Origin of the sequence: Ensifer sp. ENS08, from assembly GCF_014852195.1 — a bacterium.
Classification (GTDB): domain Bacteria; phylum Pseudomonadota; class Alphaproteobacteria; order Rhizobiales; family Rhizobiaceae; genus Ensifer; species Ensifer adhaerens.
Genome location: NZ_JACVBF010000002.1, coordinates 508,272 through 526,846, shown reverse-complemented (window position 1 = coordinate 526,846; position 18,575 = coordinate 508,272). Strand labels below are relative to the sequence as shown.

Genomic DNA, 18,575 nt, shown 5'->3' with positions numbered 1-18,575 from the left:
CAATCCGACGCCCGCGATAGCGACCACGCTAAAAGACGTGCCGTGCTACCTCAGAACTCCGGCGGCAAGAGTTCGGCCGTCAGCGTCACCGCGACAGAGGCGTTGCCCGGCAGGTTGCGCACGCCGCAGACGGAGCGAACATGGCCAGCCCTTTCGCCAAAGGCGGCCGCCAGAAGCTCGGAAGCACCGTCGAGTACCTTCGGGTGCTCCAGGAAATCCTCAGTGCAGGCGACATGTCCCTCCAGCCGGACGATCTGGCGAATACGCTCGAAACGGCCGAGATGCTCATGGATCTGCGCCAGCGCGTTGAGCACTGCCAACTCTGCGGCCTTGCGCCCCTCGTCGATGGTCACATCGCGCCCGAGCAGCCCCGTATGCACGAAGCGCCCGTCCAGCAATGGCCCCTGCATCGAAACATGAAGCATCTCACCCGCCTCGATCACCGCGCGATAGGCGCCGAGCGGCCTCGGCGGCGTCGGGAGCTGAACGCCAAGTGCGCCGAGCCTTCGGATAACCTCGTCCATCATTGCTTCCCCTCCTCGTCACCTTACGAACCGGCCGCCTTGCGGAGACGACACCGCTTTTTTCTCAAGCCCACGAAATTCTGCCGCCCCTATCGCAAGCAGCAAGACGCGCCGTTCCGTGCCCAGCAACTTTTCCAAGCATAACCAAGAGAAAACGCCTCATGCCTCACGTTGGGAGATAACGTTACGAATTACAACACCAGAGTTGAAGTGCCATCGCGATCCGGGCCAGTGCCGCGGTCTTGCGATCGAATGCGACCGACACATCGCGGCGGCCTCGATCCCCAACCCCAAGTAAAAACGCTGAAATGTAACATACGTTACGCTCACGTAACCCTATGCCCGTTGAGAATTTCGACGACCGAAGCGACAATTGCCGGGATTAAGATTGGGCATCGACAAGCCTCGGAAACAAGCTCAACTTAGCCGCGCAGATCCCGAAATGAAGTGACGGCAACTCAACTTTCAGAAGGGAATAGCATCAGTGAATCCCATTGATTTCTTCGTCGACACGCTTCGGACCTATCCGCCTGTCGCCGTCTTCCTCGCCCTCGGCATCGGCTTCCTCATCGGTCCGATCAAGGTCGCGGGGTTCAATCTTGGAAATGTCACCGCCACGCTGCTTGCGGGCGTTCTCATCGGACAGCTGGGTATCCAGGTTTCCGGCGACCTGAAATCCACCCTGTTTTTGATTTTCCTCTTCGCCGTCGGCTACGGCGTCGGGCCGCAATTCGTGCGGGGCTTGAGCACCGATGGACCGAAACAGATCGCCTTTGCGCTCTCCGTGCTGGTGCTGTGCCTCGTCGTTCCCTATCTCTGCGCGCTGATTGCCGGGCTGCCGCTCGGCTATGGCGCCGGCATGTATGCCGGCTCGCAGACGATCTCGGCTGCAATCGGGGTTGCGACCGACCAGATCAATTCGCTCGGGCTGACGCCGGAGCAGGCCAAGACCTTTGCCGACCAGATCCCGATCGCCTATGCGGTGACCTATATCTGGGGCACGATCGGCTCGGCGATCATCCTCGCCCAGCTCGGTCCCAAGCTTCTTGGCATCGACCTTCCGGCGGCCTGCCGCGAATACGAGGCCAAGCTCGGCGGTGGCAGCGAAAGCAGCGAGCCCGGCATTACCCGCGCCTATCACGACTTCGGCCTCCGGGCCTATCGCGTCGACGCGGCAAGCGGGCTCACCGGGAAACCGGTCAAGGACATCCTTCCCGGGATCCGCGTCTTCGTCGAGCGCCTGCGGCGCGGCGACCAGATCATCGAGGCCGATGGCAACACCGTGCTGCAGCCGGGCGACGTCGTCGCCTTTTCGGGCCGGCGTTCGCTGCTCGTCGAAAACCTCGACAACAAGCTGCTCGAGGTCGAGGACAAGGAGCTGCTCAACGCGGAAGCCGAAGTCCTCGATGTCTACGTGACCAGCAAGGCGCTCGCCGGCAAGACGCTGGCGGAAGTCAGCACCATGGATTGGGCGCGCGGCGTCTATGCCCGCAAGATCATCCGCTCGCTGGTCGAGATCCCGGTGCTGCCCGGGACGACGGTCGAGCGCGGCGACATCGTCACCATCGGTGGCGCGAAACGCCATGTCGAAGCGGCGATCAAGGCGCTCGGCTTTGCCGACCGGCCTGTCGAGACGACCGACATCGCCTTTCTGGGCTGGGGGCTTTTCATCGGCGCGATGATCGGTGCGCTGACGATCACGATCGGCGGCATCCCGATCGGCCTTTCGACCTCCGGCGGCGCGCTTCTGGCGGGCCTCGTGCTCGGCTGGCTGCGCACCACCTACCCCGCCTTCGGCCGCATCCCGTCACCGGCGCTGTGGCTGATGAACACGCTCGGCCTCAACATCTTCATCGCCGTCGTCGGGATCGGCGCCGGCCCGGGCTTTGTCGCGGGCCTGCAGGAGGTCGGCATTTCGCTGTTCATCTGGGGCGTGGTCGCCACGTCGATCCCGATGATCGCTTCGGTGCTCCTCGGCCACTATGTCTTCAAGTTCCACCCGGCGATCCTGTTTGGCGCCTGCGCCGGTGTGCGAACGACGACGGCAGCGCTCGGCATGATCCAGGAGGCGGCCAAGAGCAAGGTGCCGGCGCTCGGCTACGGCATGCCCTACGCCATCGGAAACACGCTGCTGACCATCTTCGGCCTCGTCATCGTCATCATGCTCGCCTGAGGCGAACGGGCGAAGCCGACCATCGTTCAAAATGCATAGATCACAGGGAGTGTGGACCATGTTGGACAGAAATTTCTACGACAGCCTATCCGATCTCAGCCCGTTCGAAATCAAGGACGAACTGATCAAGCTCGCCAAGTCGAGCTCACAGAAATCCGCCAAGGCTTTCCTCAATGCCGGCCGCGGCAACCCGAACTGGACGGCGACACGCGCTCGCGAAGCCTTCTTCCTGCTCGGCCAGTTTGCGCTGACGGAAGCCAAGCGCGCCTATTACGACCCGAAGGCCGGTGTGGCCGGCATGCCGCCGAAGGACGGCGCCCACGCGCGGTTCGAAAAGTGGACGAAGAAGCTGCTGCAAAACACGGCCGACTGGGACGAAGAGGATGAAGGCATCCCGCCGGCAAAGACGCTTTCCGACGCCGTCAACTACGCCATCACCACCTTCCGCTTCGATGCGGACGCCTTCGTGCACGAGCTCACGGACTCGATCATCGGCGACAACTATCCGGTTCCCGATCGGGCGCTGCACCACAACGAGATCATCACCCACGAATACCTGATGTGGGCGATGTGCGCCGGCCACCGACCGAAGGCAAAGTTCGACCTTTACCCGGTCGAAGGCGGCACCGCCGCCATGTGCTACATCTTCAAGGCACTGAAGAACGCCCGCCTGCTTAACGCCGGCGACACGATCGCGCTCGGAACGCCGATCTTCACGCCCTATCTCGAAATGCCGGAGCTGGAGGACTACGATCTCAAGACCATCAACGTCAGCGCCGAGCAGGAGGACCGGTTCCAGTTCACCGACGAAGACATCAAGGCGCTGGAGAACCCCAAGGTGAAGGCGTTGTTCCTGGTCAACCCCGGCAACCCGTCCGCCGTGGCGATGGATCCGGATTCGATCAAGCGCCTTGTCGACCTCGTCAACAAGAAGCGCCCCGACCTGATCGTGCTGACGGACGACGTCTACGGCACCTTCGTTCCGGGCTTCCAGTCGCTGCTTGGGCATCTGCCGCGCAACACGATCGGCGTCTACTCCTATTCGAAGTACTTCGGCTGCACCGGCTGGCGCCTCGGCGTCATTGCCGTCGCCGAGGACAACATCTTCGACGAGAAGATCAAGGCCCATGGTGAACCGATCCAGAAGCTCCTCGAAAAACGCTACAAGGCGATGACGCCGAAGCCGCGCGAGGTGAAGTTCATCGACCGCATCGTCGCCGACAGCCGCGACGTGGCGCTGAACCACACCGCCGGCCTGTCGCTGCCCCAGCAGGTGATGATGACGCTCTTCGGCCTGGTCGAGCTGATGGACGTCGAGAAGGCTTACCAGAAGGCCTGCATCGCCATCTGCACCAAGCGCTTCTGGAACCTGATCGAGGGCATGGGGGTCGAGTCCAATCCGGGCATCTATTTCGACCACTATTACGGCATCATCGACTTCGAGTTCTGGCTGCGCAAATATGTCGGCGAGGATGTCGTCACCTGGGTGAAGGACAACATCCACCCGCTCGACATTCCCTTCCGGCTTGCCGAGGACCACGGCATCGTGCTGCTCAACGGCTCGGGTTTCGATGCGCCGAGCTGGTCGGCACGCGTCTCCTTCGCCAACCTCAATGACGAAGCCTATTCGCAGATCGGCCGCGCCGTGCGCTCGGTGGCGCGCGGTTACGTCCAGACCTACCAGGCCGCCAAAGGCCTGAAGATCAGCTAGCCGATCGGGCGGCCGGCAGCCATGCCGACCGCCCTTCCCCAACGCCTGGCCAGTGTTTCCTTCGGCCGACAAGCATCCCCGCATCTCCGGCTGGCGACTTTCTTTCCGCCGGCTCAGCGACCAGCGCATCATCCAGCTGAAGCGGCTTTCTTCGGCTTGGCACCGGGAGGAACCGCCGCGTGATCGACCACCTGTTCAGCATCCTGCGGGCGCATCCGGAGCTTGCCCTGTTCCTCGCGCTCGGCATCGGCTACGCGGTCGGCAAGATCACCATCTTCGGCGTCACCATCGGCGCGGTCACCGGCTGCCTGCTGGCGGGCGTGCTGATCGGCCAGACGGGCGCCGTGCTCTCCAACGACGTCAAGCAGGCGTTTTTCCTGCTCTTCCTCTTTGCCATCGGCTACCGCACCGGCCCGCAATTCTTCCAGAGCCTCAACGCCGACGCGCTGCCGCAGATCGCCGTCACCGTCACGCTCTGCGTCGTCGCGCTCGCCGTTGCGATCGTGCTCTCGATGCTCTTTGGCTTCGATCTTGGAACCGCAGCCGGCGTGCTCGCCGGCGGCGCGACGGAATCGGCGACCGTCGGCGTGGCGATCGACACCTTCCGCAAGACGGCACCGACGCCGGAAGCGGCGAGCCAGTTCGAATCCGCCGTGGCGACCGGCTTTGCCGTCGCCTATCTCGTCGGTGTCGTGACCGCCATCCTCGTCCAGTCGCAACTGGCGCCACGGATGTTCGGCCGCAGCCTCAAGGAGGCCTGCGCCGAGCTAGAAGCCGAACTGAAGATCGCGCCGCAGACGAGCGGCGACACCGCACGGCGCGAAATCGAGGCGCGCGCCTTCGTCATCGCCGACGCCCTCGTGGGGCTGACGGTCGCGGAAGCCGAAGCGCGCGTTCCCGAAAACCAGAAGGCCTATATCGAGCAGATCCGCCGGGGCGAGGAGATCATCACCCCAACGCCCAAGGAGCGCCTGCAGGCTGGAGACATCATCGCCGTTGCCGGTCTTCGCGGCTTCCTCGTCGAATATTCCAGCCGGATCGGCACCGAGATCGACGACCGCACGCTGCTCGATATCCCGGTTGAAGTGCTCGATATCGTGGTGACGAACAAGGAGGTTGCGGGAAAACGCCTGTGGCAGCTGAGGCAGCAGCCGGAAGCGCGCTCGGTGTTCCTGCGCGGCATCCTGCGCGCCGGCCAGCCGATCCCGATCTTCCCTGGCCTCACCGTCCGCCGTGGCGACGTGATGTCGATTGCCGGCGCCAGACGCCATGTCGAGGAGGTGGCGAAGCTACTCGGCTATGCCGACCGTGAGACCACCGCAACCGACATGGTCTTTGTCGGCGTCTTCATCTTCCTCGGCGGCCTCATCGGCATCCCTGCCCTGAAACTCGGCGCGCTCGAAATCGGCCTCGGCGTCGCCGTCGGCGTGCTGATCGCGGGCCTTTGCGCCGGCTGGCTGCGCTCGGTCCGGCGCACCTTCGGTTTCGTGCCGGAGGCAACCCTCTGGTTCTTCGACAGCGTCGGGCTGTGCGCCTTCATCGCCTGCGTCGGAATCTCGGCCGGCCCGAGCTTTGTCGCCGGCCTCGTCCAGTCCGGCCCGGCGCTGGTCATCGCCAGCCTGCTGATCTGCCTGATCTCGCATCTGGCCGCACTTGCGCTCGGCCGCTGGGTCTTCGGCATGAACGAAGGCGTGCTCGCCGGCACCTGCTGTGGCGCCGGAACCTCAGCCCCGGCGCTTGCCGCCGTGCAGGAAGCGGCCGGAAGCAAGGTCCCGACACTCGGCTACGGTCTCGGTTACGCGATCGGCAACGTGCTGCTGGCGCTCTGGGGCGCGGTTCTCGTCACCGTTCTGGCGTAGCGCAGCGAGGCACCGCTCGGTGTCGAACTGCGAGAAGGTGCGGTTGCGAGGGGGCCAGCCGACCCCGGCAACGCCGCCGCGGCGCGCCCTCTCGTTACGACACAAGAACGCGGGGCCCAAAGCTGCAGCGCCCGCAAATTGTGTCGAACGCGCCCGTCCGACTGCCGACCTCCAGGGGCTAGACGCCTTCCAGAAAGTGCGCTTTCTGCGCCGGATAATAGTCCGAAAATGACGGCAAAGCCTTGCCGGCGCGCGCGGCGACCAGCATATCGAGGTAATATTCCCAGCCCGGCCCGACGTCGCCTGCGAGTTTCGGGTCGCTCAAATGTTGAACCAGGCGCAGCTCCGTCGTGCCCCCCGTCTGCGTAAACGTCAACGCGATGCGCCACTCGCCGGCGTCATCCTTCATCACCACGACCAGGCGGCGCGGCGCGGCGCACTCCTCGATCAGGACATCCGTCCATGGCTGGCTTTTCTCATGGAGCAGTTGCAGCCGCACGGTCTTGCCGGGCCCCGCTTCGCCTTCCCAGCGGCCGAACCAGAGCGCGGTGCTCTCGGACTTTGTCACGCTCGTCCAAACGTCGGCGATGGGTGCATGAAACGTGCGCGTCAGGATCAGGTCATTGCCACTGACGTGGCCGGTGGGCTTGGGGCTCATGCCATCTTCTCCCTGCACGGATAGGCAAATCTGCGGCGGGCGCTACCGCGCGTCTACCTGTACACGGTAGCGGCTATTTATGCGAGCACCCCTGCCGGCGAGGCGCCAGTCGCACCAGACCTAGCGCAGCGGCCACACCAGCATCAGTGTCGGGATGCTGACGATCACGATCACCACCGACAGCGGAAGGCCGAGACGCGGATAGTCGCTGAACTTGTAGCCGCCCGGCCCCATGACCAGCGTGTTGCACTGGTGGCCGATGGGGGTGAGGAAATCGCAGCCGGCGCCGATGGCAACTGCCATCAGGAAGGCTTCCGGCTTGTAGCCGAGCGCGCCGGCGAAACTCGCGGCGATCGGCGCCATAACGAGCACGGTGGCGGCATTGTTGAGGAAAGGCGTCACCGCCATGGCGGCGAGCAGGATGATCGTCAGCGCGCCGGCCGGCGGCAGGCCTGCGGCAACCGTGCCGAGCCAGGCCGCAATGACATCGGTGCCCCCGGTCGTGCGCAAGGAATCGCTCACCGGGATCAGCGCCGCCAGCATCACCAGGATCGGCCCATCGACCGAGCGATAAAAATCGCGCAAGGGGATGATACGGAAGACGACCATGGCGAGGGCTGCCGCGAAAAAGGCGATCGGCACCGGTACAAGTCCAACTGCCGTTGAGCCCATCGCGGCCGCCAGAACCAGAAGCGGCAGCGGTGCCTTTCGCGTCGTGCCAAGCAGGATCTCGCGCTGCGCCAGCGGCAGGCAGCCGAACTCCTGCAGGAAGAGCGTCAGTTCGCGCCGCGCGCCCTGCAGCACGATTATGTCGCCTGCCCTCAAGCGAATGCTGCCGAGCCGCTGCTTCAGCCTCTCGCCCTGGCGGCTGACGGCGAGCAGGTTGATGTTGTGGGTGTTGAACAGCGCCAGGCGCTGTGCCGACATGCCCTCGAGCGGCGAACCGCTGCCGACGACAGCTTCGATCGCCTCGATCTCGTCCCCGGCCTTTTCCCGCCCATGCGGCGCGCGGTCGCCGGCAATCTTCAGCTTGCCTTGCGAGACGATGCGATCGAGCGCTCCCGGACCGCCTTCAAAAATCAGGATGTCCTCGGCTTCGAGGGTAACGTCGGGAAGCGGCGCCAGATGCAGGCCGCGGCGAAAGATGGCGATGACGACAGCGCCGCCGTCGCCCAGTTTCACCAGATTGCTGAGCGCCTTGCCGATCGCCGGCGAACCGGCGGCAACAACCGCCTCGGACGTATAATCGGTGATCTCGATCGCCGAATGGACGGAGACCTGGCTGCTGGAGCGCTGCGGCACCAGCTTGTAGGCAAAGAGCAGGAAGATGCAGCCGACCAGCGCCAGCGTCGCGCCGACGGGCGTGAAGTCGAACATCGTGAAGCTCTCGCCGGTCAGCTCCTGGCGCACGCGTGAGACGACGATGTTCGGCGACGTGCCGACTTGGGTCATCAGCCCACCGATCAGCGAGCCGAAGGCCATCGGCATCAGGAAAACCGAAGGCTGGACATTCGACCGCCGGGCAAACTGGAAGGCGACCGGCAGCATGATTGCCAGCGCCCCGATGTTCTTGATGAAGGCGGAAAGCACTGTCACAGTGATGACCAGCAGTGCGAGCTGGGCCCGGACCGACGAGATGTTCGGCAGGAACCGCTGGATGGCGGCGTCGACGATCCCCGAGCGCGCCACCCCGGCGCTGACGATCAGGGCGCTGCCGACGATGATGACGATGTCGTCGCTGAAACCATCGAAGGCATGATCGTAAGGCACGATGCCTACGGCGACCGCCAGCATCAGCGCCGAACAGGCGATCACGTCGTATCGAAACCGCCCCCAGATAAAGAAGACCATCATGGCGCCGATGACGAGAAACGCGAGAGACTGTTCGGCGGTCATGCAATATCCGGGTTCAGCAAAGAGACTGGGCGGGACGGAACGTGCGGCCGACACAAGCCGAAACGCGCAATCCGCGCAGAAGTTCACAGCAGAAGTTCACATAAGACGTAACCCATGTTTCGGCAAATCGGAATTCATCTCAGCGACAAATCTGGGCATGAGTGCGAAGCGCATGGACCGCCGGCCGCGCCCGGCGGCGAGGCGACAGCCCCTGCCGCCCGCTACTCGATGGTCCCGAATACGGCCGTCTCCAGCGTATCGATCGCCTCGTCCCGCTTCTTGCCCTTCATCAGAAATCTAACCATCCGCCAGGCGTCTCGCCCGCGCAGCGCAATGGTTATCTCGGCGGTGGCGTCCGGTTCCTTGAGCGACTTCATCGCCAGGCGCCCCTTGGCCGTTGATCATAACCGGCGTCCAGTCCGCGCTCGCCTCGTATCCCGCCCTCGCCTGCAGTTCGGCGAGCACAGCGTGGCACTATGTGATCGGGTCGAGCGACACGGGCCCGTGAGCGACAACATTTTGCTGGTGATGATCGCGCGGGACGAGCTTTCACCGGATGTGCTGGTTTGGCGGCAGGGACACGGGGAGTGGATCCCGGCCTGCGACATGGCCGAAATCAAAGCGGCCGTCCGCCGCGCGACGCCAGGACCTGGGCCGTCCGCCGACGCGCCGCCGCCATCGCCCGAATATCCGCTTGCCCGGCCATGGCCCCGTTTTCTGGCGCGCATTTTCGAAATGCTGCTGCTTTACATACCGGCTGCCTTGGTGGCCCGCCGCCCCTGATGCAGACCTTCGTCAATCCGGTGACCAGCAGGCAGACGACGTTCGAGGCCGCCTGGCTCGTCGAGGATCTCTCGCGGGACAACATGCTCTTTGCGATCAGCTCGGACCAGGCAAGCGGCGGCGTCTATTTCGGGCACGAGCAGGTCCCGGCAACAATGAGCGAACGGCTATATGCGGAGGTGCCATTTCGCCCCCAAAGGCGCGTCCAAAAAACCTCGGAACGCACCCGAACGCTAGGTTGCGCGCAAGCCAGCCGCAACTATCGCAATCAGGCATTCCACAACTGGGACAAGCCGTGAACATTTGCAAGCATTGCTTGCCGGAATCCGCATGACAGAACTTGGAAATTTCCGTTTAAGCGCTACATTTTAGAAGAGAGTGCTGGACCGCACCGGCAACGATCGTCCAAGGCGTTTCCGCCTGACGCTTGACGCCGTGTGGGCCAGGCTCAGCCATTCTGAGGATCGCCGACATGAAACACGCTTTTGCCGCCCTCTCCGTCGTGCTGCTTCTCAGTGGCTGCACGGCGACCACCGGCCCCGACATCAGCTACGGTTACTCGCCGAACATGCAACCGATTCCTGGCAGCATCACCTATGGCGGGCAACCGCGCACCAAGCTGAAGAAGGCACCCGTCGGCAGCATCGTCCCGCACCAGTTCATCGATTCCTACGGCCGCAAGGTCTACGAGACCTATATCATCGAGCCCGACCGTTCGTTGCGCCTCACCAGTCGCCGTTGGGCGCCGGACTTCCTCGGCTTCGACGACTGATCGAGATCACCTCACGGATCAGGCATCGCCGCTGAACTGCGCGTGCACCCAATCGCGAAGCACGCGGGTCGCTGGCCGGTCCGCCATGCGCGGACTGTAGACCAGGTCGTATCGGTCGCTTTCCAGCGTCAGGTCGAACGGCTGGACGAGAATGCCGGAGGCAAGCTCCTCGGCGACCAGCGTGAGGCTCAAGAGGGCAATTCCCTGCCCGGCGATGGCCGACTGCACGGCATGGATCTCGTCGGTAAAGGAAAGCCCCGCGCCGGCCTCGACATCGGTGGCGCCAGCCCGTTCCAGCCATTGCCGCCAGACCGGCGCGCGCGCATCGTGGCGGCGCAGCGTGCCCCAATCGTAGTGGATGAGCGTCGCGTGCTTGAGGTCCGCGGCACTGGCCGGCGCCAGTCGCGGCACGCAAACCGGGGCGAAACGATCGGCGAACAGCGGTTCGGTTACGAGGCCCGGATAATCACCGCCGCCAAGGCGGATCGCAGCATCCGCATCCACCTCCAGATCGACCATCCGGTGGGAGGCGTCCAGCCTCAGCGTCCACTCGGGATAGGCTTCGCGGAAGGAACCGGCAAGCGGCGCCAGGCGCTTGGCGACGAAGGCGACGGTGGACGTCAACCGCGCCACCTTGCTCGCCTCCTGCCGGCGCATGTCGGCGATCGCCTGCTCGAAACGGTCGAGGCCATCACGCAGCACCGGAAAGAGCACCTTTCCCGCAGTGGTCAGCCGGACCTGCCGCGTCCCTCGTTCGAAGAGCTTGGTCTCCAGCATCTCCTCCAGCTGGCGGATCTGGTGGCTGACGGCAGTGGCCGAGACGTTCAGTTCCTCGGCCGCCAGCTTGAAGCTCATCCGCCGGGCGGCCGCTTCAAAGACCCTGAGTGCGCCGAGCGGCGGCAACTTCCTCATGATTTCCTCAATGGATGAACTCAGCTCATCTGTTGGCTGAGAAATCACTCTTTGTCAGCCGCCGAATGCCCCAGCATATTAGGATCAACAGCCAAGGCAACAGCGCCAAGCTGAGAAAATCTCAAGCATGAAAGGACATCTTATGTCTCTCGAACAGGTCGTCACCCAGCCGGATCCCTACGCGCCCTTCCTGCTTTCCCAGGCGATCAAGGCCAATGGCTTCGTCTTCGTCTCCGGTCAGGCGGCAATCGGCGACGACGGCAAGCTCGTCGGCGTCGGCGACTTCGACCGCCAGGCCGAACAGGCGTTCCGCAATCTCGACCGGGCGCTCAAGGCGGCGGACTCTGGGTTAGACAAGATCGTCAAGGTCACGATCTTCCTGCGCTCCATGGAGAATTTCGCCAAGATCATCGAGCTGCGCCGCACGTGGTTTTCCGCCCCCTATCCCGCCGACAGCATCATCGAGGTCTCCTCGCTCTATTCACCGGACGCGCTGATCGAGATCGAAGCGATCGCGCTCGATGGAGGCAAGTGACATGAACGCACCGTTTGGCATCGCGTCCCCCGCCTTCACCGGCACCCGTCTCAAGCGGCTTGATTTCGCCAATCGCCTGTCCGTGGCGCCGATGACCCGCATCAGCGCCACGGCGGCCGGCGCGCCCAGCGAGCGCATGCAGCACTATTACCAGCGCTTCGCCCGCGGCGGCTTCAGCCTGATCACGACCGAGGGCATCTACACCGACAAGGCCTATTCCCAAACCTACAAGGACCAGCCGGGCCTGACCGACCGGGAACAGGCTCTCGCCTGGCGGCCGATCGTCGAGACGGTCCATGCGGAGGGCGGGCGAATCTTCGCACAACTGATGCACGGCGGCGCGCTGGCGCAGGGCAACCCGCACAGGCCCGAGACGGTGGGCCCCTCCGCCGTCCGGCCGAAGGGCAGCCAGTTGACCGGTTATCACGGCGACGGCCCCTATGCCCTGCCGCGCGAAATCAGCGATGCCGAAATCGCCGAGGCGATCGAAGGGTTCGCCAGTGCCGCCCGGTTTGCAATCGAGGTTGCCGGTTTCGACGGCATCGAGATCCACGGCGCCAACGGCTATCTGCTCGATCAGTTCTTCACGGACTTTTCGAACCGGCGGGCGGATCGTTGGGGTGGAGATATCGTTGAGCGGCTCGGCCTGTCGCTCGAAGTGCTGAAGGCAGTGCGCGTGGCGATCGGCCCCGACGTCCCGCTGGGGCTGCGGCTCTCCCAGGGTAAGGTCAACGACTTCAGGCACAAATGGGCAGAACGCGAACAAGGTGCAGCCCGCGTGTTCGAGGCGCTCGCCGAAAGCCCGGCAGACTTCGTGCACTTGACCGAGTTCGAAGCCTGGAAGCCGGCCTTCGAGGGCGGCGACGCCTCGCTCGTTTCCCTCGCCCGCCGCCACGCGCCGCGCCTGTTCATCATCGCCAACGGCAGCCTGCACGATCTCGCCCGCGCCGAGGAGGTGATGGAAGCCGGTGCCGACATGATCGCGCTTGGCCGCGGCGCGCTCGTCAATCCCGACTGGCCACAGCTCACCGCGAAACGCACCGCTCTGCGTCCGTTCGACCTGCCGTTCCTTGCGCCGATCAGCGATATCAAGGACAGCGAACTGGCTCTCTGAATGCAGAGAAACGGGCGCGCCCCGCAGGAGGCGCGCCCGTCAACTGTCCTAGTGATTGCCGGCTCCAGGCGGTCACCCCGCCGCCACGAAGCGATAGGCCGCCCCGTTGCGCTCCGCCCGCCCGATCCCCGGATAGGCCCAATGATAGCCAAGCAGCGCCAGCCGCTCCGACGCGGCCCGGTCGATCAGGGCCTTGCGGTTCTTCAAGGCCAGCTCCGCATCCGTGTCGAAGCCGAAATGCCAGTCGGGGTGCTCAAAGAAGACGATGTTGCTGGTGACCGCATCGCCCGTGATCACCAAGCCCTCATGTCCGGCGCCGTCACCGCCGGAAAGCTGAAGCGAGATATGACCGGGTGTGTGGCCCCGCGTGTCGAGCACCTGCATGCCGCTGACGATTTCGTCGCCGGGCTTCAACAGGGTCAGCCGGTCCTTGACCGCAAAGAGATCGCGCTGCGCACCCTTGGCAAAGCCATGAAGCACCTGCGGCATGGTCTTTTCGAAGTTGGGATCGGTCCAGAACCGCCATTCCCCCTCCGAAACGAAGTACTGCGCATTCGGAAAGGCGAGCGTGCCGTCGGCGCCAACGGTGCCGCCCGCATGGTCAGGATGGGCATGCGTCAGCACCACCTTCGTCACCGCACTCGGGTCGATGCCGGCCGCAAGCAGATTGGCGTGAAGCTTGCCGGCGCTCTCCTGGAAACGTGTGCCCGAGCCGTCGTCGACCACGATCAGATCGTCGCCAGTGCGAATGACCGGAATATTGGTATGAAACGGCGCCTTTTCGGGAGTGCCGCCAAGCCGGCGCATGATCTCCGGCCGCTCTTCCGCCGTTGCATCCGGCAGCACGATGCTGACCGGCAGCATGATGAAGCCGTCGCTGACGACGGAAATATCGAAGCCGCCATGCCGGAAACGTTTGATATCTGCGGCATGGGCACCTTTCGGCAGCAGGGCGGAGGCTGCAAGCGCACTGGTGCCTGCAAGGAATTCACGACGGCCGGGGCCGGAGACGTCGGTGGGATTGTGGGAAGAGGTCATGGCTCTGATCCTTGGCTGAAGCGTTTGACATAGGGTGCCAGCGCCACCTGTGAGGTGGCACCGGCGAACAACCATCAGGCCTTGGCGAAGGCGAGCAGGTCGGCGTTGAGCTGGTCCTTGTGGGTGTCGGTGATGCCGTGCGGTGCGCCGGCGTAGACCTTGAGCTCCGCATGCGGCACCAGCGTCTTCGAGGCCCGTGCCGCCGCATCGATCGGCACGATCTGGTCGTCGTCGCCATGGATGATCAAGGTCGGCACGTCGAACTTCTTCAGGTCCTCGGTAAAGTCGGTCTGCGAGAAGGCGACGATCGAGTCATAGGTGTTCTTGTGTCCCCCCATCATGCCCTGCAGCCAGAAACTGTCGATCATGCCCTGAGAGGCGACCGCGCCCGGGCGGTTGAAGCCGAAGAACGGACCGGACGCGATGTCGCGGTAGAGCTTCGAGCGATCCTTCAGGCTTGCCGCCTGCAGGCCGTCGAAGACTTCCTTCGGCAGGCCGCCGGGGTTCCTGTCGGTCTTGAGCATCAGCGGCGGCACGGCCGAGATCAAACCGGCCCTGGCGATCCGGCTGGTGCCGTGGCGGCCGATATAGCGGCTGATTTCGCCGCCGCCAGTCGAAAACCCGGCAAGGAAGATACCCTTCAGATCGAGCGCGTTGATCAGATCCGCGAGGTCGTCGGCATAATGGTCCATGTCGTTGCCGTCCCAGGGCTGCGACGAGCGGCCGTGGCCGCGGCGGTCATGGGTGACGACGCGGAAGCCGTTGGCGGCAAGGTGGAAGGCCTGCGCTTCCCAGCTGTCGGACGACAGCGGCCAGCCGTGGCTGAGCACGACGACCGGGCCATCCTTCGGACCCCAGTCCTTGTAATAGATCTCGACGCCATCGCGGGTGATGATGCGACTGCCCATGGTGTTTTCTCCCTTAGTGCCGGAGGCGCCGGCGGTTGCTGCGGTGGTGGATGCGGCCTTGGCCGACGTGTTCATGGCATTGACCGCGGCTGCCGTGGCGGCAGCGCCAAAGGCGGCCGAGAGAACCGTGCGGCGGGAGATGCCGTTGGAAACGCTTGCGGAAATTGCTTTTGCCTGTGTCATTGTCCTCACCTCTTTGATCTCTGTTGCTCGGGCTTCCATTCGGCGGAAGCGATGGTTGAATTGATAAATCGGTGGGCCTAACCTCTCGACCGGCAAAGCTGACAACGATGGGGGCAGAAGTGACAAAACGACCCGAAAACGAGCCGGCGGAGATCGGCATCGTCGTCTATCCCCGCGCCCTGATGTCGGCGATCCATGGGCTGACCGACATGTTCCAGGTGGCGAGCATGCAGTCGGTGGAGCAAAGCGGCAGAGACGCGCCGCAAATCCGCATCAGTCACTGGAAACTTCAGGAAGATGGCTCGGTGTCGAAATCGCGCGACACCCACGAAGGCCCCTCCTCGGGCCTTGTGGCCCTGATCCTGCCGCCGACGCTCTCCGATCTGCCGATCGGCGATCGCATCGGTGCCCTGCCCGCCTTCGTGCGCGAACAGCATCAACGCGGCGCGACGATCTGCTCCGTCTGCGGCGGCGCCTATCTGCTGGCAGAGTCCGGCCTCGCCACCGGTCGCACCATCACCACCCATTGGTCGCATCAGGACCTGATCTCCAACCGCTACAGCGACATCCGCGTCGACACCGACAGGCTGCTGATCGACGAAGGCGACATCATCACCGCCGGCGGCATGATGGCCTGGATCGACCTCGGCCTGAAACTCGTCGACCGGTTCCTCGGAACCGACGTCATGCTGGCAACCGCACGCTACATGATCATCGACCCCGGCGCGCGCGAGCAGAGCTATTACAGCGTCTTCGCCCCGAAGCTCGATCACGGCGACACGATCATCCTGAAGATCCAGCACTGGCTGCACGGCGCCAACACCAAGGGCGTGACGCTGCAGATGATGGCCGACCGCGCCGGTCTCGGCGACCGCACCTTCCTGCGCCGTTTCCAGAAGGCGACCGGCTTCAACCCGACCGAATATTGCCAGCGGCTACGGATCGCCAAATCCCGCGATCTGCTGGAGCGCTCACATCTCTCGATCGAGCAGGTTGCCTGGCAAAGCGGCTATGACGACACCAACGCCTATCGCAAGATCTTCCGCAAGATCCTGGGTCTCTCACCGAAGGAGTATCGCCTTCGCTTCTCGGTTTCGGAGAGCGTCCGCACTTTGGGCGCTCCGGCAAATCCGATACCGGCCGTGTGATCATCGACGGGCGAAACCCTTTAGAGCACCAAACGCAAAAAGCGCCGCGCACCCTTTCGGGTGCGCGGCGCTTTGATTAAAAGACGTAGGTCAAGCAGCCCTGAGCGCTAGGCTCTTCCGGCAATCACGAACACGATCCGCCGGATCGCTTCGGCAAAACTGACACCGAGAGCCATCGCAGCAATTCCCGTCACTCCTAGTGCGCCAATACCCATGAGCTTCCACCGCCTGACGTCATCGGTCACCGGCTTCATATCGGAGATTTCGGCACCGATAGCGGAAGCCGACGCTTCCAGTTCGTTGACCCGCTCGGCGAGTTCATCCATGCGCCGGTGGACGCTGGCTTGACTGGCGGCAGATTTATCCTCCGCCCGCCTGGCGCCATCCTCGATCCGATGAATGGACTCCTGCAGGCCGCGCATGCCGGCAACCAGTTCTCCCAACTGGCGATGAACAACGATATCGATTTCAGCCAGCGACATGATGGTCTCCCCCGTGCTTCGCGCATTCGGCCTTCGTCCAGATATCCGCGGCACAAAGGCCGACGACCGTGCGATCGATCCGGCGCTGATCCGCTGGCGATGCTCCGCGCGCGCCGACAAGATCAGTTCCGACCACGGCGCGCAGCCCGGGAGCACTGGCCGGACGCGAAGTCCCACACCCTGCCAGCATCAAGGCAGGAATCGTAATCAAGGCGCTTCCCACGAGCGCGGCTCTGAGCGTCATTGTTCTGCCTTTCGATGGCATTGGCGTAGGATCGTGCGCCGTCTGCGCGGATTTCATGAATGAGCCAGACGAGACCCGAGACGATGAGGCCGGCGATGAGAAGCTTCGGCCAGGCAAACATCATTTCGCCCAACCAAGGCGTCGCGCCAGCACGTACCAGCACTCCGAGAGAATGCCCGCACCAAGGCCGATACCTACCTCCATCAGCATCTGCACGTCGGGATCATCGGCAAGCACCAGCCCCGCCTCCGGCGCCAGCAGCCCTTTAGCCACGAGCAGCCCCGCGCCGTAGCGCAGCAGGATACGGATGACGACAGCACTCATTTCGTCCACCGCGCAAGAAACCCGGCAACCGCCTCAATGAGACGGCGCAGGCGATTGAATTTGGCCCCGTGCGAAGCGTTGACGCTTTCCATGTCGGGCGCCCTTTCGACCGAGCCTGGCCGCAGCACGACAACAACGGAGGGATCGGCCGAAGCGCTCTCGCGACCATATCCGGCCGCACGCAGCGCCGCCTCGAAGGCGCGGCCGTAGGCCTCGATCTTCGGCCCGTTCTGCCTGATATCGCCGTTGATAATCGCGCGTGAGGCGGCATAACGATAGCCGGTCGCCGCCGCCGAACGGCTATCGTCCGTGTCGAAATCAGTCAGTCGCTTGCCCGTGAAAAGCCCGTGCACCATGCCGTCGAAAAGAATGCGAATGGCCGTTGCCGGATCACAGGCACGATCCGGCATCTCCACCAGACCAAACTTGCCATAGTTCGCGCGACCGGTAATTTGCGCCAGCCCTCGCCCGCGAAAGACCCACCCGTCGTCGTCTTCGACATTGCCAAGCCGCCCGCCATAGACCCGGTTCGCAAGCTTGCGCGGATTGCCCGCGTAGGGTTCCGCGCTAGCAAGCGTCGGAAATCGCGCCGGCCATACTTGCATGAGCCGCCTTGCCGAGTAGTTCAGATTCTCCTCGACCGACCGCATTGTACCGCCGGTTTCGTGATGGACCTCGGCGAGAATTGCGGCCAGATGGCAGAGGCCTACCGCACGCCGGCGCCCCTCCAGGACGACCGCGTCCAGGCTTTCGAACTGCTTTGCAGAATAGGACTTGAATACACCCGACGCGGGATCGCGCAGGGCCGCGTAAAACGCTGCTCTGTTCATGGATTCACCTCTTGGAGATCTTCCGATTAAAGCGCGGTGGCCGCCACCCACAGGGCATCGATCTGGGTGTCAGAAAGACCAAGCGCCGTACCAACGGTCCCGATCAGCGGATGCAACCGGTTGAACGTGGTCGCATACTCCCACTCGATCTGAGCCTTGTCCTGATCCGAACCAGCGGGCATCCCCGCGATTGCTGCGGTCACGGTCGACGGCGAGATGTCGGCATTCACCAGTCCCAGGCGGAATTGGCGGGCGGTCAGACTGGGCATCCGCTGCCGCAATTCGTCTTCCGTCGGTGGATCGGGGGGGATGTACGGCTCGATCTGGAAGCCGGAATTATCGAGCAACCACTGGCGGATCAGGGGATTAACCATGACGACTCCTACTGTTGATATTGAAGGCAACGGGCCCCGTTCCACGGTCGTGGAAGCAGGCTCCTGGAAGGTCTGATCGATTTTCGTTCGCCGGCCCGCGGTTCGGG

21 protein-coding genes are annotated in these 18,575 nt (G+C 63.8%); 9 read left to right on the top strand and 12 right to left on the bottom strand.

What is annotated here, in order from left to right; translation table 11 throughout:
* Positions 1-50 precede the first annotated feature (50 nt).
* Entirely contained in the window at positions 51-527 is a 477-nt protein-coding gene (locus IB272_RS08190) for a RidA family protein (RefSeq protein WP_200949942.1), read from the bottom strand.
* A 481-nt stretch (positions 528-1,008) separates the two neighbouring features.
* Between IB272_RS08190 and aspT the strand changes: the two genes are divergently transcribed.
* The 3 genes from aspT (at position 1,009) to IB272_RS08175 (ending at position 6,267) form a co-directional block, all read left to right on the top strand.
* Entirely contained in the window at positions 1,009-2,697 is a 1,689-nt protein-coding gene (gene aspT / locus IB272_RS08185; RefSeq protein WP_226020693.1) for an aspartate-alanine antiporter, read from the top strand.
* A 58-nt stretch (positions 2,698-2,755) separates the two neighbouring features.
* Complete coding sequence (locus tag IB272_RS08180) at positions 2,756-4,408, top strand: bifunctional aspartate transaminase/aspartate 4-decarboxylase (RefSeq protein ID WP_051659121.1); 1,653 nt, start codon at positions 2,756-2,758, stop codon at positions 4,406-4,408.
* A gap of 179 nt (positions 4,409-4,587) precedes the next feature.
* Positions 4,588-6,267, top strand: a complete 1,680-nt coding sequence (locus IB272_RS08175) for a TrkA C-terminal domain-containing protein (RefSeq protein WP_051659120.1) — start codon at positions 4,588-4,590, stop codon at positions 6,265-6,267.
* A gap of 178 nt (positions 6,268-6,445) precedes the next feature.
* Here IB272_RS08175 and IB272_RS08170 read toward each other — a convergent pair whose 3' ends face one another.
* The 3 genes from IB272_RS08170 to IB272_RS08160 form a co-directional block, all read right to left on the bottom strand.
* Positions 6,446-6,925, bottom strand: a complete 480-nt coding sequence (locus IB272_RS08170; protein WP_192444304.1) for an SRPBCC family protein — start codon at positions 6,923-6,925, stop codon at positions 6,446-6,448.
* Between the two features lie 120 nt (positions 6,926-7,045).
* On the bottom strand, positions 7,046-8,821 hold the full coding sequence (locus tag IB272_RS08165) for an SLC13 family permease (protein WP_034788081.1): 1,776 nt from the start codon (positions 8,819-8,821) through the stop codon (positions 7,046-7,048).
* A gap of 221 nt (positions 8,822-9,042) precedes the next feature.
* Positions 9,043-9,198: a hypothetical protein gene (locus IB272_RS08160; RefSeq protein WP_156400733.1), complete on the bottom strand. Its 156-nt coding sequence runs from the start codon at positions 9,196-9,198 to the stop codon at positions 9,043-9,045.
* On the opposite strand from IB272_RS08160, the gene IB272_RS35350 reads away from it, so the two are divergent.
* From IB272_RS35350 to IB272_RS08145, 3 genes are all read left to right on the top strand, one after another.
* The gene (locus IB272_RS35350; protein ID WP_281435714.1) at positions 9,155-9,604 is read left to right on the top strand and encodes a DUF4339 domain-containing protein; all 450 of its coding nucleotides are present in this window, start codon (positions 9,155-9,157) and stop codon (positions 9,602-9,604) included. The genes IB272_RS08160 and IB272_RS35350 overlap by 44 nt on opposite strands.
* Positions 9,604-9,903, top strand: coding sequence for a hypothetical protein (locus IB272_RS08150; protein ID WP_192444303.1), 300 nt, complete (start codon positions 9,604-9,606; stop codon positions 9,901-9,903). The genes IB272_RS35350 and IB272_RS08150 overlap by 1 nt, the downstream gene beginning before the upstream one ends.
* A 173-nt stretch (positions 9,904-10,076) precedes the next feature.
* Positions 10,077-10,376: a hypothetical protein gene (locus IB272_RS08145; RefSeq protein ID WP_034788071.1), complete on the top strand. Its 300-nt coding sequence runs from the start codon at positions 10,077-10,079 to the stop codon at positions 10,374-10,376.
* An 18-nt stretch (positions 10,377-10,394) separates the two neighbouring features.
* On the opposite strand, the gene IB272_RS08140 is transcribed toward IB272_RS08145, so the two are convergent.
* Positions 10,395-11,288, bottom strand: a complete 894-nt coding sequence (locus IB272_RS08140) for a LysR substrate-binding domain-containing protein (protein ID WP_060520570.1) — start codon at positions 11,286-11,288, stop codon at positions 10,395-10,397.
* Between the two features lie 142 nt (positions 11,289-11,430).
* Here IB272_RS08140 and IB272_RS08135 point away from each other — a divergent pair, with 142 nt between their 5' ends.
* The gene (locus tag IB272_RS08135; protein WP_060584830.1) at positions 11,431-11,823 is read left to right on the top strand and encodes a RidA family protein; all 393 of its coding nucleotides are present in this window, start codon (positions 11,431-11,433) and stop codon (positions 11,821-11,823) included.
* Position 11,824: 1 nt separating this feature from the next.
* On the top strand, positions 11,825-12,937 hold the full coding sequence (locus IB272_RS08130; protein ID WP_192444302.1) for an NADH:flavin oxidoreductase: 1,113 nt from the start codon (positions 11,825-11,827) through the stop codon (positions 12,935-12,937).
* 72 nt (positions 12,938-13,009) lie between these two features.
* On the opposite strand, the gene IB272_RS08125 is transcribed toward IB272_RS08130, so the two are convergent.
* Both IB272_RS08125 and IB272_RS08120 read right to left on the bottom strand, forming a co-directional pair.
* Positions 13,010-13,975 carry an MBL fold metallo-hydrolase gene (locus tag IB272_RS08125; RefSeq protein ID WP_192444301.1) on the bottom strand — a complete coding sequence of 322 codons (966 nt, stop codon included), beginning with the start codon at positions 13,973-13,975 and terminating at the stop codon, positions 13,010-13,012.
* A gap of 74 nt (positions 13,976-14,049) precedes the next feature.
* Positions 14,050-15,066 (bottom strand): alpha/beta hydrolase, encoded by a 1,017-nt coding sequence (locus IB272_RS08120; RefSeq protein WP_192444300.1) that lies wholly within the window; start codon positions 15,064-15,066, stop codon positions 14,050-14,052.
* Positions 15,067-15,185: 119 nt separating this feature from the next.
* Here IB272_RS08120 and IB272_RS08115 point away from each other — a divergent pair, with 119 nt between their 5' ends.
* A complete protein-coding gene (locus IB272_RS08115) occupies positions 15,186-16,214 on the top strand; it encodes a helix-turn-helix domain-containing protein (RefSeq protein WP_348646779.1) in 1,029 nt (342 codons plus the stop codon).
* A 107-nt stretch (positions 16,215-16,321) separates the two neighbouring features.
* Here the strand turns inward: IB272_RS08115 and IB272_RS08110 are convergent, their stop codons facing one another.
* The 5 genes from IB272_RS08110 to IB272_RS08095 all read right to left on the bottom strand — a co-directional run bounded on the left by IB272_RS08110 (position 16,322) and on the right by IB272_RS08095 (position 18,468).
* On the bottom strand, positions 16,322-16,696 hold the full coding sequence (locus IB272_RS08110; RefSeq protein WP_034793518.1) for a DUF1515 family protein: 375 nt from the start codon (positions 16,694-16,696) through the stop codon (positions 16,322-16,324).
* Positions 16,683-16,940, bottom strand: a complete 258-nt coding sequence (locus tag IB272_RS34865; RefSeq protein ID WP_082566485.1) for a hypothetical protein — start codon at positions 16,938-16,940, stop codon at positions 16,683-16,685. The genes IB272_RS08110 and IB272_RS34865 overlap by 14 nt, the downstream gene beginning before the upstream one ends.
* A gap of 120 nt (positions 16,941-17,060) precedes the next feature.
* Positions 17,061-17,264, bottom strand: coding sequence for a hypothetical protein (locus tag IB272_RS08105; RefSeq protein ID WP_034793500.1), 204 nt, complete (start codon positions 17,262-17,264; stop codon positions 17,061-17,063).
* Positions 17,261-18,094 carry a hypothetical protein gene (locus tag IB272_RS08100; protein ID WP_060520930.1) on the bottom strand — a complete coding sequence of 278 codons (834 nt, stop codon included), beginning with the start codon at positions 18,092-18,094 and terminating at the stop codon, positions 17,261-17,263. Before IB272_RS08100 ends, IB272_RS08105 begins: the two co-directional genes overlap by 4 nt.
* A gap of 26 nt (positions 18,095-18,120) precedes the next feature.
* Complete coding sequence (locus tag IB272_RS08095; RefSeq protein ID WP_192444298.1) at positions 18,121-18,468, bottom strand: hypothetical protein; 348 nt, start codon at positions 18,466-18,468, stop codon at positions 18,121-18,123.
* Between the last annotated feature and the right edge of the window lie 107 nt (positions 18,469-18,575).